The sequence below is a fragment of the Thalassovita sp. genome (assembly GCF_965218685.1).
Classification (GTDB): Bacteria; Pseudomonadota; Alphaproteobacteria; order Rhodobacterales; family Rhodobacteraceae; genus Thalassobius.
Window position 1 is genome coordinate 787,556 of the sequence record NZ_OZ244657.1, and the last position, 16,648, is coordinate 804,203.

The following is a 16,648-nucleotide window of genomic DNA, read 5'->3' on the forward strand; positions in this document are numbered from 1 at the left end:
CAAGCGCGTTGCGGCGCCACCTTATCCGCGCCCGCGCGAAGGTTCAATTCGGTTGACGCTACGCAGGTGCTGGCTGATGGTGAAGGATATGAGTGTCGTGACCACCAGCAACCTAAAGCTTTATCCGGCCCAGGCCGCTGCCGCCCACCAGCAGGCGTTGCAGATGGCTGGCGGCTTGGGGATAACGGCTGGCGAAACCCTGCGCTTTTCCCCGGATCGCCAGATCGTTCTGCGCGCCGAATGGGAGGGGCGCGAGGTAGTGCTGCGCGCGCCTCTGTCTGCGGATGCTGTCGCCGTCATGGCCAAGGAATGGACCGAACTGACGCGGGTCCACACCTACATGTCCGAGGGCCCAAACCAGGTGGCCGCGCCTTTGTATTTCGACGAAGATACCGGCTTGATGGTGATCAGTTTCGTGCAAGGCACTCCGTTGATGACCCACCTGTCCAAGCTTCCCGAAAAGCTGCGCGCGCCCACCTATTCCCGCGCCGGGGATTGGCTGCAGACCTATCTGGCGCCCACACTGACGACCCGCCCGGCCAACACCAAGCGCTGGCTGAAAAGGGCGAAAGATGCGATCGCGCGGCAGCCTCATGAACAACTGCACGAGGTCGAGCGGCGGGTTTTCCGTCAGATGCGACTGTTGTCGAAACAGATCGGGGATGCGGACTGGTCCGTCGCGATCACTCACAGCGATTTTCACCCTAACAACCTGATCCTGGACGCGGGCACCCTGACGGGCATCGACTGTGGCGGGTCCGGCATGGCGCCGGTGGCCAAGGACCTTGCGCGCTCGTTGACGCATATGACGCGGCGCGGGGTGATGTTCGGAAAAGAACGGCGCTTTGGCGTGGATGCCGCAGCCCTCAGGGCCCTGCAAGACACGATGGATCTGCCCGCGCAGGTGTGGACGCTGCACCTTCCCTTCATGCTGTGCTTTGAGACCCTGTTCCGGGTCGAGCATCCGCAGATGCCCGCAGACCGCGTGGATCATGCCTATCGGATGACCCGTGCGCTGCTGCGCGACCTGCGGCAGATCACCTGACGCCTCAGCCCTGCGACAGCGCTGAGGCATGCGCGGCCGCACTAGCCGCCAGCGCCTCAAGATCATAGCCGCCCTCAAGGGTGGAAACGATACGCCCCTGACAATGCCGATCAGCCAGGGCCATCAACTCGCGCGTGATCCAGGTGAAGTCATCCGTGCTCCAATTCAATTGCGCCAGCGGGTCAGCCATATGCGCATCGAACCCGGCTGAAATCAGGATCAGCTGCGGTTTATAATCGTCGATCATGGGGAAAACCCGCCCCTGATAGGTCTGGCGCATGGCCTGCGACCCCGTGTGAGGCTCGAGCGGCAAGTTGACGATCTGGTCATGGGCCCCACGCTCGCCCTCGGTGCCAGTGCCGGGCCACAAAGGCGACTGGTGCGAGGAAAAGAACAACACGCCGGGTTCATCCCACAGCAAGTCTTGGGTGCCATTACCGTGATGCACGTCGAAATCCACGACGGCAACGCGCTCCAGCCCCTTGGACAGCGCATGTTTGGCGGCGATGGCTACGTTGCCAAACAGGCAAAACCCCATCTGAGTCTCGGTCTCGGCGTGGTGCCCCGGTGGGCGCGTGGCCACGAAGGCGTTCGTAACCTCACCGTCCAGCACCGCATTCACGGCCGCGATATTGGCCCCCACTGCCCGCCGCGCCGCCTGCATTGATCCAGCCGACATATGCGTGTCGGCGTCCAGCGGAACGGTGCCTTCGGATGGGACAGCCGCGGCGATCTTGTCCAGATAGCGCTGCGGGTGACACAGCAGGATATCGCGATCCTCGCACAAAGGGGCCAAGCGCCGGTCCAGCGTTAGCGGTTCAAGCGCCCGCGCGATCACCTGCAGCCGGGCCACCTGTTCGGGGTGACCGGGCGGGGTGATGTGCCCAAGGCAGTCATCATGCATGTACAAAGCCGTGGTCATGCGTCCCCCTTTCCGGTTGTTCGTCAGTCAGGTCAACCCTGCTGTTCCTGACAGGTCAGCGCGGCATCCAAGGCCACCATCGTGCCCGTCAGATCAATGGCCATGACCTCGCCGCTGTCATTAAACAGCGTCATGGTCTGGCGCGCTGCAATGTCCCACAGGAAATCGGGGCTGTCGAAATAGATATCCGCCCCCGGCACATCCGCCAGATAGAGGCCGTGCGCGACGCCTTCATAGGTTTGGCCGTCCAGGTCGAACAGGATATCATAGGCCTCGCCCTCGACAATATCGCCCCAGTTTTCGTGGAACGCAGTGACATAGCCGCCGCCCTCGTCCCGATCAAAACCGACCCGCACCAAGACATCGTTTGTGAACTCGGCCTGGATCAGGCAGCCATTGCCCAGTGTCGGGTCCACCAGGATTTCCCAGCCCCCGACTTCGTCCCAATAAACCAGTTCCTGCGCCATCGCGGCAGATGCGAAAATGACAGCACAACAGGCCGCGTAAATCCCTGTCTTCAAATACTTCCTCCTGAACGGGCGAGTGGTGCCCACCAAAACGTAACACAGCCTTTGGAAAGAGCACCTGTTTTCTGCGCGTCAGAAGCCGACCTAGTCCGGTGCCAGCATATACCCGGCCCCACGCACCGTCTGAAGGTAGCGCGGCTGCTTGGGGTCTGCCTCGATCTTGCGACGGAGACGGGTGATCTGAACATCCACAGCACGCTCTTGGGCTTGTCCGCGATCGCGGCCCAATTCTTCGACCAGCTTACTCCGAGAGATCGGCTCGTGCGGCAAGCCCGAGAAGATTTTCATCAGCTGGCTTTCCGTCGCCGTCAGTCGCACCAGATCATCACCGTGCCACATCTCGCCGCGCTCAGTGTCATAGCGAATCTCGCCCAGCGACAGTACCTTCGGGGCGGTATCTACGGCGCCAACCTCGGGCATGCGGCGCAGAATGGCGTTGATCCGCAGCAGCAGTTCTTTCGGTTCGAAGGGTTTGGACAAATAGTCGTCGGCACCGGCCTCAAGCCCGGCAATCCGGTTCTCGGTCTCACCCCGAGCGGTCAGCAACAGGATGGGGGTGGAAATCTCTTGCCGCAACGCCTTGGTCAGGCTGATGCCGTCCTCGCCAGGCATCATCACGTCCATCACGATCAGGTCGAACTCCAGCCCGGACAGCAAACGCCGCGCGTGGGCAGCATCGCGTGCGGCCGACACCAGGAATCCGTTCTTCATCAAGTATTTCTGCAACAGCCCACGAATGCGTTCATCATCATCGACGATTAGCAGGTGGGGATCGACGTCGCTCATGCGCCACTCTCCCTAAGAGCATGATAGCGGCGACGCATTTCTGGGTCCATCATAGCCTCGAGCACTTGTCGAAAACCGGCCACGGCCTGAGGCCCGGCCGCGCGATAGGCCGCCCGCATACGGGCGCGTTGGGCATCCGAAAGCTTACGTTCCAAAGCTTCTCCGTCCTCGGTCAGATAAAGATGACGCTCGCGTTTGTCAGCCACGCCAACACGGCTTTCGACCAACCCATCCTCGATCAGGGTGCGCAGCACGCGGTTCAGGGATTGCTTGGTCACACCCAGCAGGATCAGCAGGTTGTTGACGGTGGTCCCGGGCGCCCGATTGATGAAGTGAATCGCCCGGTGATGCGCCCGACCATAGGCCATGCCGGCCAAAATCCGGTCCGGATCCGCGGTAAACCCCCGATATGCAAAGAACATCGCCTCGATACCCTGGCGCAGCTGTTCATCTGTCAGAAAAAGGAGGTTCTCTCCGGTCGTAACTTCAGACATGTCATCCCCCTGAAAATCGTTATCAATATGCCTGCTTTTCCAGCAGCTTAAGTCAGTCTTATTGACATTCCAAGGGTGAACTGATACCGAATCGCAGCTTTCGCGCAAGAAAATGTCCGACCCGGACCAATTTGGCGCAATTTTCGCAAAACGGCAACGCGCAGGAGGATGAAAATGGCTGGCTATGATGATCGCGACGGTAAGATCTGGATGGATGGCGAAATGGTGGACTGGCGCGACGCCAACGTCCATATCCTGACGCACGCCTTGCATTATGCCTCGTCCGTATTCGAAGGCGAGCGTTGCTACAACGGCAAAATTTTCCTGTCCCGCAAGCACTCCGAACGCCTGCACAAATCCGGCGAGATGATGGACATGCCCATCCCCTATTCCGTCGACGAGCTGGAAGCCGCCAAACAGGCCGTTCTGGACGCCAACAACCTGACCGACGCGTATGTGCGCGTCGTTGCCTGGCGTGGTGCGGGCGAAGACATGGGCGTTTCCGCTGCGCGCAATGCGGTACGTGTTGCCGTGACCGCTTGGGAATGGGGCAGCTACTATGGTGACGCGAAATACAAGGGTGCGAAACTGGACGTTGCCAAGTGGAAACGCCCCTCGCCGGAAACCATCCCCACCTCGGCCAAGGCAGCGGGTCTTTATATGATCTGCACCATGTCCAAACACGCTGCCGAGGCCAAGGGCTGCTCGGACGCGCTGTTCATGGATTACCGCGGCTATGTGGCCGAAGCGACCGGCGCCAACATCTTTTTCGTCAAGGACGGCGAGGTGCACACACCCCTGCCCGACGCGATCCTGAACGGCCTGACCCGCCAGACCGTTATCGGCATGCTGAAAGAGCGCGGCATCACCGTCCACGAACGCCACATCCTGCCAGAAGAGCTGGACGAGATGGAACAATGCTGGCTGACCGGATCAGCTGCCGAAGTAACCCCCGTGGGCCAGATCGGCGACTGGACGTTCGAAGTGGGCGACCTGTGCCGCGAGATTTCCGAAGCCTACGAGGCGCTGGTGCGCGCCTGATCGCAGACCGACCTAACGAAAACGCCGGCCTCGATGGTCGGCGCTTTTGTTTAGCTATCCGACCCGTGTATTGGCTGGCCTACCGCCTCTACGACGAACACTTCGCCACCTTTCGGCAGAGACCTAAGCAAGAAATCGCGAAGCCACTCAGCCTTATATGTCGAACATATGAGCCAAGATGTATCGCTCAGTTCGCGATAACCTCGAAAGCTGGTGATCCTCTCACGGACAGTGGAACAGTTTGTCCCACTGCGTAACGTTACAACGTACTTGCTCAATAGGCGTACCTCTCTGTTCACGAAAACGTTGTTTCGTGCTAACTGGATTTTTCATCGGTGTTCTTCGCAAGTTGACCAAACAATCTTAGCATCACTGCTAAACCTTGTGACTCGACTCACGATAGGCACAACATACAGATGGCTTACCCAGACAGGCAAATTGTATGTTTCTGGGGACAAGCTGTGAGCAACAGCGCTACGAGGCTGTCTTTGATAGAAAAGTCGTTTAGTAATCCACCCCGCGTTGCGCTTTGATGCCGGCGGCGTAGGGGTGTTTGACCTCGGTCATCTCGGTGACCAGATCGGCGTAGTCGCACAGCAATTCTGGTGCGTCGCGGCCCGTCAGGATCACGCTGGTGCGGTCAGAGCGGCGTTTCAGTCCCTCCAGAACCTGCTCGGCTGACAGATAGTCATAGCGCAGGGCGATATTGATCTCGTCCAGAACGATAAGGTCATAATCGCCGCTTTCCATCATCTCGCAGCCGCGGTTGAATGCGGCCGTCGCGGCGGCCACGTCACGGTCACGGTCCTGCGTGTCCCAGGTGAAGCCCTCGCCCATTGTGTGCCAATCTACCCCACCCAGACGGTCGAAAAACTGACGCTCTCCGGTGATCCATTTGCCCTTGATGAACTGCACGACGCCCACGGTTTTCTTCCACCCCAGCGCGCGGACGATCACGCCAAAAGCGGACGAGGATTTACCCTTGCCGTTGCCGGTATGGATCAGCACCAACCCCCGATCAGGGTCCTGTGCTTCGGCCACCTTGTCCTGATGGGCCTTCTGCATTTTCTGCATTTTCTGCTTGTGGGTGTCGCTCATGTCCGCCTCCTGTTCTCGCCCTGTCGGCATAAAGAAAAGGCCGGGGATTTGCACCCCCGGCCCTTTGGATTTCCATGTCTGGCGGATCAGCCGGGGCTCATCCCGCGCAGGCGTTCCGAGCGGCGGCGCAGCAGTTCCACCGTGGTCAGCAGCGCGATCGAGATCAGAACCAGGATCGTTGCCACCGACAGGATCGCCGGACTGATTTGCTCGCGGATACCGTTCCACATCTGGCGCGGAATGGTCTGTTCATCCAGGCCACCCACGAACAGCACCACCACAACTTCGTCAAACGAGGTGACAAAGGCGAAAAGTGCACCCGAGATCACGCCGGGCAGGATCAGCGGCATCTGCACGCGGCGGAACGTGGTCACCGGATCGGCGCCCATGTTGGCCGCGGCGCGGGTTAGCGAGTGGTCAAAGCCCACCAGCGTTGCGGTCACGGTGATGATCACGAACGGGATACCCAAAGTCGCGTGGGCAAGGATCACGCCCAGATAGGGAATGCCCCAATCCTGGATCGAAATGGCCGAGTAGAAGAAGAACAACCCGGTGGCCACGATAATGATCGGAACAATCATGGGCGAGATCAGGATCGCCATGATCACCCGGCGATAGGGCATCTCGGGGCGGGACAGACCCAGCGCCGCGACAGTGCCCAGACCGGTGGCCAGGATGGTCGAGAAGAAACCGATGATGACCGAGTTCTTCGCGGCGTTGATCCAGGCCGCATTCGACCATGCATCAGCCCACCAGCTGAAATCACGCGGGGCCTCGGGGGCCAGCATGCCGAAGGTCAGCAGCAGATCGTACCAGCGGGTGGAATACCCGTCTGCTTCGAACTTCAGCATCTTCTCGGTGAAGGTAAAGTACGGCTCGGCGTTGAAGCTAAGCGGAATCACCACCAGGATCGGTGCGATCAGGAACAAGAAGATCAGCGCGCAGATCACCAGATAGGTGTAATACCAGGCTTTCTCGAGCGGGTCGGCGTAGGACGGAAGTGCCATGTTTCGTATTTCCCCTTAGCCCAGTTTCAGATTGTCGATGCCGATCAGGCGATCGTACAGCCAGTACAGGATCATAACCCCGCCCAGCAGCATCGCAGCCAGCGCTGCGGCCAAGGACCAGTTCAGCGATTTCTGCATGTGGAATGCGATCAGGTTCGAGATCAGCTGACCATCCGCGCCACCCACAAGGGCCGGCGTGATGTAGTAACCGACCGCCAGGATGAATACCAACAGCGCTCCGGCACCGATGCCAGGCACGGTTTGCGGGAAGTAGATCCGGCGGAATGCGGTCCAGCTGGTTGCGCCCAGGCTGCGCGCGGCGCGCACATAGGACGGATTGATGGGACGCATCACCGAATACAGCGGCAGAACCATGAATGGCAGCAGGATATGCGTCATCGCAATCACCGTACCCAGCTGGTTATACATCATCTGCAACCGGTTCTCGTCTCCGAGCAGGCCCAGACCAACCAGAGAGTCATTCACCACCCCCTGTGATTGCAACAACACCATCCAACTGGTCGTACGCACCAGAAGCGACGTCCAGAAGGGCAGCAGCACAAGGATCATCAGCAAATTCGAGTGGCGCAGCGGCAATGTGGCCAGCAAATGCGCAATCGGGTAGGCCAGCACAAAGGTCATAAAGGTGATCAGCAGCGACAGGAACAGCGTCCGCTGGAACAGCTTTACATAAACCTGCCGGTTTTCGTTCACCATAACGACTTCGCCATCGGCGTTTTTGGTGCGGTCGGCAGCGGCCAGATAGAAGTTAAAGGTATAGGACGAAGACGCATCGCGCATCACGCGCCACAGGGCGGGATCGCCCCAATCCTCGTCCAGTTCCAGGATCGCGGCCTTATACGGAGGCTCTAGTTTATTGGCTTTTCGGGCGGCCTTGGTGAACATCGAACGCGAGCCCGACAGTTCATAGTTGATCCGGGTACCAGCCTGACCGGCGGCGCGCAGTTCCTTCAGAACCAACAGGTCCGAGGCCAGCGCAGCATAGGCGGCTTCGTCCGGTTCGGTTCCCAGCGGGTTGTCACCAAACCACGCCTTCAAATTCGTCATGATCGGGGTGCGAACCCCTGACCCGATCTCTTCATGCACCGTAAATCCTTCGTTATGAACGGATTTCTTCAGCATTTGGCCGATCGGCATCACAAACGTGATCAGAATGAAGGCCAAGAGCGGCAGCACCAGAAAAAATGCACGGCGTTTGGCGTGGGACTGTGCCCTGGCCAAGGCCTGTTTCAGCGGTTTGCCGTCCGCCGTTGTCAGCATTTCTCCGTTCGCACTTGCGTCGGTCATGTGGATGTCACCTTTCCCCGTCGTGGGCCGGGCCTTTGGCAGCCCGTACCCTGAAATAGCAGGATCGCCCCCGGAACAGGTCCGGGGGCATTCCTTAGGACTGGATTAGTTGGCCAGCCAAGCGTTGAAACGCTCGTTCAGCTCGGCGTCTTTATCGACCCAGAACTCGAAGTTGTTGACCAGAGCGTTGCCCAGGTTCGCAGCAGCCGTCGGCATGTGCGGGCCCATTTCGGTCACGCCATCCGAGTATTTGCCAACCAGAGCACCCGACGATTTACGGGCAGGACCGTAGGAAATCCACGAAGCCTGATCTGCCAGACGCTGAGTGTCGGTCGCGAAGGCGATGAAGTCCATCGCGGCTTCTTTGTTCGGCGCACCTTTGGGAACCACGAACAGGTCAAAGTCCATGATCTGACCGTCCCAGACAACTTCCAGAGGCTGGTTTTCAGCAACGGCAGCGTTGAAGATACGACCGTTATAGGCGGTCGACATCACAACTTCACCATCGGCCAGCAGCTGCGGAGGCTGAGCGCCGGCTTCCCACCAGACGATGTCGCCTTTGATGCTGTCCAGCTTGGCGAATGCACGATCCACACCTTCGTCGGTGTCCAGGATGTCATAGACCTCGGCCGCGGGCACGCCGTCAGCCATCAGAGCCATTTCCAGGGTCGCTTTGGCCGATTTACGCAGGCCGCGCTTGCCGGGGATCTTGGCGGTGTCGAAGAAGTCGCCAATCGAGACAGGCGCCATCGAGACGTTGTCTTTGTTATAGGCGAAAACGGTCGACCAAACGATGTTTGCAACGGCGCAATCCTGGATGGCGCCTTGGATGAAGTCATCGGTTGCCGGGGTGCCATCGGGCGCCGCGGGCAGCATCGAGGGGTCGATTTCTTCCAGCAGGCCTTCGTCGCACAGACGCACGGCGTCCGAGAATTCAACGTCAGCGACGTCAATCGACACATTGCCAGCCTCAACCTGAGCCTTGATCGGGGTCGCGGGGTTGTCCGCGTCGATCGAGTTCACTTTGACGCCGGTCTTGGCGGTGAACGGCTTGTGGTAAGCTTCGACCTGCGACTTGGTGTAGGCCCCACCCCAGGACATAACCGTCACTTCGCTAGCCTGTGCGGCAAATGCTGCAGTGGTCAGCGCCGACGCCAGAAGAGCTGTCTTGAGTTTCATTGTCATAACTCCCATTGATACCCGTCATTTAGATTTGTCGAGAGCACGAAACGGGTCAAACTTCCGCCTCTCTTAACGAACACGGGCCCGAACAGGCCGGGCCCGTGAATGCTTTATGCGTCCAGCGCGTGGCAGTCGGTCGGCAACCAGCCGATTTCCAACTGAGCACCGGGGATCAGGCGATCCTGGTCAGGTGCGTTCCGCGTCTTGACGACAAAGTCTTCGTTTCCGGCGACCCGCAGGCGTGTCCGGAAAATGTCACCCATGTAGATGAATTCCAGTACCTCTGCTTTCAGGGTATGAGCGCCCTCTTGCAGACGTGCCTTGTTGAATTCCACACGCTCGGGACGGATCGAAACCTTTGTCCGCTCGCCAGCTTTGGAAACGTTCACCGCTTTCGCGTCGATCAGCTCTCCATCGTCCAGCTTTACCAGACACAGGCCGTCGCTCTTCATTTCGACAACGGTGCCTTCCAGCGTGTTATTCTCGCCGATGAACTGCGCGACAAAGCTGTTTTCCGGCGCTTCGTACAGTTGATCCGGCGGGGCCAGCTGCTGAATGCGGCCATCGTCAAACACGGCAACGCGGTCCGACATTGTCAACGCCTCGGTCTGGTCGTGGGTCACGTAAACGGTGGTGATCCCCAGCTCGTGCGCCAGACGCGTGATTTCGAACTGCATGTGCTCACGCAGCTGTTTGTCCAGCGCGCCCAGCGGCTCGTCCATCAGGACCAACTCGGGTTCGAACACCAGCGCACGGGCCAGTGCGATCCGCTGCTGCTGACCACCAGACAACTGGGCAGGACGGCGATTGCCGAACGCACCCATCTGCACCATGTCCAGCGCACGCATGATTTTCTCTTCGCGTACGGACTTGTCCAGGCCGCGGACCTCAAGCGGGAACGAAAGGTTCTCGGCCACGGTCATATGCGGGAACAGAGCGTAGTTCTGGAACACCATCCCGATACCGCGCTTATGCGGCGGGATGTTGTTAATCGGTTTACCATCCAAAAGGATTTCGCCGTGTGTGGCGGTTTCGAAGCCGGCCAGCATCATCAGGCAAGTGGTTTTTCCCGAACCGGACGGCCCTAGCATTGTCAGGAACTCGCCCTTGGGCATGTCCAGGTTCAGATCTTTGACGACCAGTGTCTCACCATCATAGCTTTTCTGGACACGGTCGAATTTTACGAAACTGTCGTTCGTTGAAGCGTCGAGCAAGTGACCCCCCCGTGGGTTCTATTTTTTTCTGAAACTTAGCCAACTACATACGAAGACGATTTACAACATCCAAACCGACTGAAATGTTCAAAATGGCGGGAAGTTTGCCTTAAAAAACGTCGCTCCGCAGGCGTACCAAATCGCACAGGATGCAACAGCCATATCTATTGACCAAAGGTCAACAGAGCAAGTTTGAACGAAGAGGCTAGTTTCGCCATCAGCATGGCACCGCATTTGGCATTTCGCTGGCCGCAGGCGACACTTTTAGTCCATTTGCGACAATTTCGGCCTTCAAGACCCCTGAACACCCAGAGTGGTCGAGTACGCCCAGGCGGCGCTCGGTCAACGAGGCCACATAGATTTTGCCGTCTGGCCCGGTGACTGCACCAGTGGTCAAAGCATAGGCACCTTTGGGGTCTTGAAGTGTTTCGACCACCTTTCCGTCGCCACGCATCCGCAAAATGAACCCGTACCGTGTCGGCGCAGGTTTCATTTTTTGGGGCAGACGCAGCACCGCACGGCGAATCGCTGGGCTCTGGTCCAGTTTGTCCATCAGGTCATTGCGCGGACTGACCAGTCCCAACCACATCGTCCCGTCCGGGGCGTCGTTGATGTTGTCCGGAAAACCCGGAAGGTTCTCCAGCACCACCTTGCGCTCTGCCCCATCCGGGGAAAGGCGCCACACCCGATAGGCACCGGTTTCAACCACGAAGATCGCTCCGTCCGGGCCGATGGCCACACCATTGGGAAAGGTCATGCCATTCGCAAAAAGGCTCGCCTTGCCGGTGACCGGGTCATATTTCAGTACCCGCCCATTATTGGAATGTTCGATCAGGTCCAGGATCGAGGCTGACAGAGTTCCGCCGTTTGCCTCGGCCCCAAACCGTGTTGAGGCATCCGTGAAATAGATCGTCCCGTCCTGTGCGATATCCAGGTCGTTTGCATAAAGGATGGGACTCCCGTCGGCTTCGGTCGCCAAAACGTTCACTTCTCCGTTCTGATCGATCGACAGAAGGCCCTTAAACGCGTCAGCCACGTACAGGGTGCCATCAGGCGCAAACTCCAGCCCAAGCGGGCGACCACCGGTAATGGCAAACACTTCGGCCACGTCTTTGGGGTTAGTTCCGCGGCGGATGATCTCGCCGCCGTGTGTCGCCACATAGATCAGCCCGTCAGGACCAACGGCCACATCCTCGGGGCCGGTGCGCCCGTCCAGATCCAGAAACTCAAGGTCAGTCAACCGGGCGTTAGGGGCAAAATCACCTGAATACCCGGGGTTCGGAGGAGCCTGCCACGCCTTGGGCTGAACCGGGACCGGCCAAACCACAAGATACAGAACACAGATCCCGAAGATCAGTCCAAAAAGCCCAAAAAATGAACGCATTTTACCCCCTACTTGGCGCGGGGGTGTGCAGCCCCTTAACTCGCCGTAATCGCGGCCCGCCATAAACCTTCATCTTTAACGCGAGACATTCCCTCGTCAAGCGACTTAACCGCGCGATCAATCAGGATATCCACTTCCTCGCGGGTGATAACCAAGGGGGGGCTGATGATCATACGGTCCCCAACGTGGCGCATGATCAGGTTGTTGGCGAAGCACCGCTCGCGGCAGATATATCCCACTGTTCCCGCATCCGAGGCAAAGGCTGCGCGGCTTTCCTTGTGCGGTGTCAGGGCGATCGAGCCCATCATCCCCACGATCTTGGCCTCGCCTACCATGGGGTGATCGGTCAGGGCCTCCCATTTCTGTTTCAGATAGGGAGCAATATCGTCGCGGACATAGTCCACGATCTTTTCTTCTTGCATGATGTTGATGTTTTCCAGCGCCACAGCGGCGGCCACCGGATGCGCATTATAAGTATAACCGTGGTTGAACTCGCAGTTCCCGATCACCTCGGCCACCTCATCACTGACAATAGAGCCGCCGATCGGCTGATAGCCCGAGCTAAGCCCCTTGGCGATCGTCATGATATCCGGGGTGCAGCCCACGGTTTCACTGCCGAACCAATTTCCGGTCCGACCAAAGCCACAGATCACCTCGTCCGCGATCAACAGGATCTCATACTTGTCGCAGATGCGCTGGATTTCCGGCCAGTATGTTTCCGGCGGCACGATCACCCCGCCGGCGCCTTGCACGGGTTCGGCGATAAAGGCAGCGACGTTATCCTCGCCCAGATCCAAAATGGCCTTTTCAAGCTGTTGCGCGCGCTCCAGGCCGAATTCCTCGGGCGAGGTATCGCCCCCCTCGGCCCACCAGTTCGGCTGATCGATGTGATAGATATCCGGGATCGGCAAACCGCCCTGCGCGTGCATCCCCGTCATCCCGCCCAGCGACGCGCTCCCCACGGTCGAGCCGTGATAGGCGTTCTTGCGGCTGATGATGGTCTTTTTCGTCGACTTACCCTTCTGCGCCCAATAGGTGCGCACCATTCGAATATTGGTATCGTTCGCTTCGGATCCGGAACCTGCATAGAAAACGTGGTTCAAATGCCCCGGAGCGATCTCGGCCAGCTTCTGGCTCAGCGCGATGGCGGGCACGTGGGTCGTCATGAAGAACGTGTTGTAATAGGGCAGCTCGGCCATCTGGCGGGCGGCGACTTCGGCCAGACGCTGGCGACCATAGCCGATGTTAACGCACCACAGCCCGGCCATGGCATCAAGAATCTTGTTGCCCTCGCTGTCATGCACCCACGAGCCGTCCGCCCGCGTAATCACCCGAGCGCCTTTTTCGGCCAGCTCGGACTGGGTCGAGAAGGGATGCATATGGTGCGCCGCATCCAGAGCCTGCAGTTCCTGGGTGGGCATGTGGTTGGTGATCAGGGTCATTTCCGGCCTCAACAAACAGAAGAAAGGGCGCAAATCGAGTCGGCTCGACAAGCGTTTCGATCAGAATATGATCAAATTAATGGATGTCAATCGAATCAAGACACGGTCAACAGATCGCGTACTTGCTCCATTCCTTGCAGCATATCCTCGCGGCAGGCACGTGCGGCGCCCTCTGCATCGCGCGTGCGCATGCAAGCCAAAAGGTCCTTGTGCCTGTCGGGCAGGTTCTGTGTTCCAACCCGTCCGCAGACGACCCGCAGAGATGGCCCGAATCGCAGCCACAGCCCTTCTGCCATTGCTGCCAGAATCGGAGCATCGGCCATTTCATAGATTTTCGCGTGGAATCTATAGTTGTTCTCCAGATAGCCCTGCAGGTCCCCCTTGGCGATGGCAGCGTCCAACTCGTCGTCCAGCTTGGTCAGTTCGGCCAGATCTTCGGGCTTGGCGCGTTCGGTGGCGCGCAAACCAAGGTGAGACTCAAGCCACTGACGTGCATAAGTAATTTCTGCGATATTCTCTGCAGTCAGCAAGGGAACGATGACGCGGCGGTTGCCCTGAAACTCCAGCGCTCCCTCTGCGGTCAGGCGGCGAATCGCCTCGCGGACCGGGGTCATGCCGGCGTTCAGTCGGTCGGTCAAACCCTGGATCGTCACGGGCTGACCAGGCGCAATCTCGCCAAACAGAATCTGTTCGCGCAGCTTGCGATAGATCACCTCGTGGGCCGGCAGACGGGCTTTGCTCGTCTCGTTCCCGGTCACTTTCTGGGCGCTTCCGTCCATTCTGCCTCTTTTCCCCGCAGTCATGTAAATCCAATTGTTGCGAGTTTACTGGACCCGTGAAAACATTTCCATATTGCCTTGAACGGCATTTTTTGATCAAATTAAGATCAACGGGAAGTTAATCCCGAAATCCATGGGGAGATATGGAATGTTGAAACGTTTTATGACCATGACGGCCGTCACTGCGATCTGCGCCGGTGCCGCCGCTGCAGAAGAGGTCCGGGTCTACAACTGGTCCGACTACATCGACGAAGAGCTGCTGACCAAGTTCGAGGAAGAGACCGGCATCAAGCTGATCTACGATGTGTTCGACAGCAACGAAGTGCTGGAAACCAAGCTGCTGGCAGGTGGCTCGGGCTATGATGTTGTGGTGCCGACGGGTTCCTTCCTGCAGCGCCAGATCCAGGCGGGCGTGTTCCAGAAACTCGACACCAGCAAACTGTCCAACATCGGAAACCTGTGGGACACGATCCAGGAACGCACCGCGCGGTTCGACCCCGATAACGCTTACTCGATCAACTATATGTGGGGCACCACCGGGATCGGTGTGAATGTCGGCAAGGTCAAAGAGGTTCTGGGTGAGGATGCCCCGATCGACTCGCTGTCGCTGGTGTTCGACCCGGCCAACATGGAAAAACTCAGCGAATGCGGCGTGCATTTCCTGGACGCCCCGGACGAGATGATCCCCGCCGCGCTGACCTATCTGGGTGAAGACCCCAACAGCCACGACAAGGACGTGATCGGCAAGGTCGAAGCGATGTTCGCCGGCATCCGTCCCTATGTGCAGAAGTTCCACAGCTCGGAATACATCAACGCACTGGCAAACGGTGATATCTGCGTGGCCGTCGGCTGGCGGGTGACATTCTGCAAGCGCGGGACCGCGCGGACGAGGCCGATAACGGTGTCGAGATTGCCTATAACGCCCCGTCCGAAGGCGCGCTGATGTGGTTTGACCAGATGGCCATTCCCGCCGACGCCCCCAACCCCGAAGCCGCGCACAAGTTCCTGAACTTCATTCTGGACGCCAATAACATGGCTGCCGCCTCGAACTACGTTTACTACGCCAACGGCAACAAGGCCTCGCAAGAATTCCTAGAAGAAGACGTGATCGGTGATCCGGCGATCTATCCCAGCGCCGAGGCGATGGCGAACACCTATATCAAAGGCCCCTACCCGCAGAAGGTTCAGCGTACAGTGACCCGCCTGTGGACCAAGATCAAATCGGGCACCTAAACCAGCCTGTTTCGGCCCGCGCATCAATCTGCGCGGGCCTTTTTATGTGGGGACTGACATGACCGCATCCGAATTCGAACCATGGAACGACCCGACCGCGACGCCCCTGATTCAGTTCAAGAACGTCACCAAACGGTTCGGAGATTTCACCGCGATCGACGACCTGACCCAAGACATCTACGAACGCGAGTTCTTTGCCTTGCTGGGACCCTCGGGTTGCGGGAAAACCACGATGATGCGGATGCTGGCCGGGTTTGAAACTCCGACCTCGGGCCAGATCATCATCGCCGGGCAGGACATGGCCCAGGTGCCACCGAACGAACGTGCGGTGAACATGATGTTCCAGTCCTACGCCCTGTTCCCGCATCTTTCGATTTGGGAAAACATCGCTTTCGGTCTGAAGCGGCAGAAATTGCCCAAGGATCAGATTGGTGAACGGGTAGAGGAGATGCTGCGCCTGACCCGCTTGTCCAAGTTCGCCAAGCGCAAACCGCACCAAATCTCGGGCGGGCAGCGTCAGCGGGTGGCCTTGGCCCGATCTCTGGCGCGGGCGCCGAAACTGCTGTTGCTGGATGAACCCCTGGGCGCGCTGGATCGCAAGCTGCGCGAGGAAACCCAGTTCGAACTGATGGATATCCAGGAAAAGACCGGCACCACCTTTGTCATCGTTACCCATGACCAGGAAGAGGCTATGACCGTTGCCAGCCGCGTCGCCGTGATGGACGAAGGCCGCATCATGCAAGTCGCCACCCCCGCGAATATCTATGAAGAACCGAACTCGGTCTATGTTGCTGATTTCATTGGGGACGTGAACATCATTCAGGGAACGGCCAGTCAGTCCGGCCCAGATGGGTTTGACATCAAATGGCACGCGGATCATGCCCCGATCCATGCCCAGACCAACCGTGCTCTGACCGACGGACAGACCGCTTTCGTTGCCATCCGTCCGGAAAAAATCAGCATCTCAGCCGACAAACCCGAAGGCGCCATGAACGCCGTTAAAGGCAAGATCATCGACATCGGGTACTTGGGCAATATCTCGACCTATCACGTGGAAATTCCCGGCGGGTTGATGGTCAAGGCACAGGCCACCAACACCCGCCGCCTGTCGCGCCGGGGCTTTACCTGGGAAGACGAGGTTTGGCTCAGCTGGACGCTGACCGCCGGATCGGTGCTGGAGCAATAA

The 16,648-nt window shown here is 58.7% G+C and carries 15 protein-coding genes and 1 pseudogene; 4 read left to right on the forward strand and 12 right to left on the reverse strand.

The genetic code is table 11. The features are described from left to right. The first annotated feature begins 97 nt into the window (after positions 1–97). The gene (locus ACOQOQ_RS04165) at positions 98–1,045 is read left to right on the forward strand and encodes a phosphotransferase family protein (RefSeq protein ID WP_420568878.1); all 948 of its coding nucleotides are present in this window, start codon (positions 98–100) and stop codon (positions 1,043–1,045) included. Between the two features lie 4 nt (positions 1,046–1,049). On the opposite strand, the gene ACOQOQ_RS04170 is transcribed toward ACOQOQ_RS04165, so the two are convergent. From ACOQOQ_RS04170 to ACOQOQ_RS04185, 4 genes are all read right to left on the reverse strand, one after another. Continuing rightward, positions 1,050–1,967: a histone deacetylase family protein gene (locus tag ACOQOQ_RS04170; RefSeq protein WP_420568879.1), complete on the reverse strand. Its 918-nt coding sequence runs from the start codon at positions 1,965–1,967 to the stop codon at positions 1,050–1,052. A 32-nt stretch (positions 1,968–1,999) separates the two neighbouring features. Continuing rightward, positions 2,000–2,488 carry a hypothetical protein gene (locus ACOQOQ_RS04175; protein ID WP_420568880.1) on the reverse strand — a complete coding sequence of 163 codons (489 nt, stop codon included), beginning with the start codon at positions 2,486–2,488 and terminating at the stop codon, positions 2,000–2,002. A 90-nt stretch (positions 2,489–2,578) separates the two neighbouring features. Next, positions 2,579–3,280: a response regulator gene (locus ACOQOQ_RS04180; protein WP_420568881.1), complete on the reverse strand. Its 702-nt coding sequence runs from the start codon at positions 3,278–3,280 to the stop codon at positions 2,579–2,581. Then, complete coding sequence (locus ACOQOQ_RS04185) at positions 3,277–3,774, reverse strand: MarR family winged helix-turn-helix transcriptional regulator (protein WP_420568882.1); 498 nt, start codon at positions 3,772–3,774, stop codon at positions 3,277–3,279. Before ACOQOQ_RS04185 ends, ACOQOQ_RS04180 begins: the two co-directional genes overlap by 4 nt. Positions 3,775–3,948: 174 nt before the next feature. On the opposite strand from ACOQOQ_RS04185, the gene ACOQOQ_RS04190 reads away from it, so the two are divergent. Then, complete coding sequence (locus ACOQOQ_RS04190) at positions 3,949–4,815, forward strand: branched-chain amino acid aminotransferase (protein ID WP_420568883.1); 867 nt, start codon at positions 3,949–3,951, stop codon at positions 4,813–4,815. 504 nt (positions 4,816–5,319) lie between these two features. Here the strand turns inward: ACOQOQ_RS04190 and cobO are convergent. From cobO to ACOQOQ_RS04230, 8 genes are all read right to left on the reverse strand, one after another. Further along, positions 5,320–5,913, reverse strand: a complete 594-nt coding sequence (gene cobO, locus ACOQOQ_RS04195) for a cob(I)yrinic acid a,c-diamide adenosyltransferase (protein WP_420568884.1) — start codon at positions 5,911–5,913, stop codon at positions 5,320–5,322. Positions 5,914–5,999: 86 nt separating this feature from the next. Continuing rightward, complete coding sequence (locus ACOQOQ_RS04200) at positions 6,000–6,920, reverse strand: ABC transporter permease (protein WP_420568885.1); 921 nt, start codon at positions 6,918–6,920, stop codon at positions 6,000–6,002. A 15-nt stretch (positions 6,921–6,935) separates the two neighbouring features. Then, positions 6,936–8,228, reverse strand: coding sequence for an ABC transporter permease (locus tag ACOQOQ_RS04205; RefSeq protein ID WP_420568886.1), 1,293 nt, complete (start codon positions 8,226–8,228; stop codon positions 6,936–6,938). A 105-nt stretch (positions 8,229–8,333) separates the two neighbouring features. Further along, positions 8,334–9,422: an ABC transporter substrate-binding protein gene (locus ACOQOQ_RS04210; protein ID WP_420568887.1), complete on the reverse strand. Its 1,089-nt coding sequence runs from the start codon at positions 9,420–9,422 to the stop codon at positions 8,334–8,336. 98 nt (positions 9,423–9,520) lie between these two features. After that, positions 9,521–10,624 carry an ABC transporter ATP-binding protein gene (locus tag ACOQOQ_RS04215; protein WP_420568888.1) on the reverse strand — a complete coding sequence of 368 codons (1,104 nt, stop codon included), beginning with the start codon at positions 10,622–10,624 and terminating at the stop codon, positions 9,521–9,523. 217 nt (positions 10,625–10,841) lie between these two features. After that, entirely contained in the window at positions 10,842–12,008 is a 1,167-nt protein-coding gene (locus ACOQOQ_RS04220) for an SMP-30/gluconolactonase/LRE family protein (RefSeq protein WP_420568889.1), read from the reverse strand. A gap of 35 nt (positions 12,009–12,043) precedes the next feature. Continuing rightward, complete coding sequence (locus ACOQOQ_RS04225; RefSeq protein ID WP_420568890.1) at positions 12,044–13,450, reverse strand: aspartate aminotransferase family protein; 1,407 nt, start codon at positions 13,448–13,450, stop codon at positions 12,044–12,046. A 95-nt stretch (positions 13,451–13,545) separates the two neighbouring features. Next, entirely contained in the window at positions 13,546–14,229 is a 684-nt protein-coding gene (locus ACOQOQ_RS04230; RefSeq protein ID WP_420568891.1) for a GntR family transcriptional regulator, read from the reverse strand. Between the two features lie 148 nt (positions 14,230–14,377). Here ACOQOQ_RS04230 and ACOQOQ_RS04235 point away from each other — a divergent pair. Continuing rightward, a pseudogene (locus ACOQOQ_RS04235) lies at positions 14,378–15,462 on the forward strand (polyamine ABC transporter substrate-binding protein). Between the two features lie 58 nt (positions 15,463–15,520). Continuing rightward, positions 15,521–16,648: an ABC transporter ATP-binding protein gene (locus ACOQOQ_RS04240; protein ID WP_420568892.1), complete on the forward strand. Its 1,128-nt coding sequence runs from the start codon at positions 15,521–15,523 to the stop codon at positions 16,646–16,648.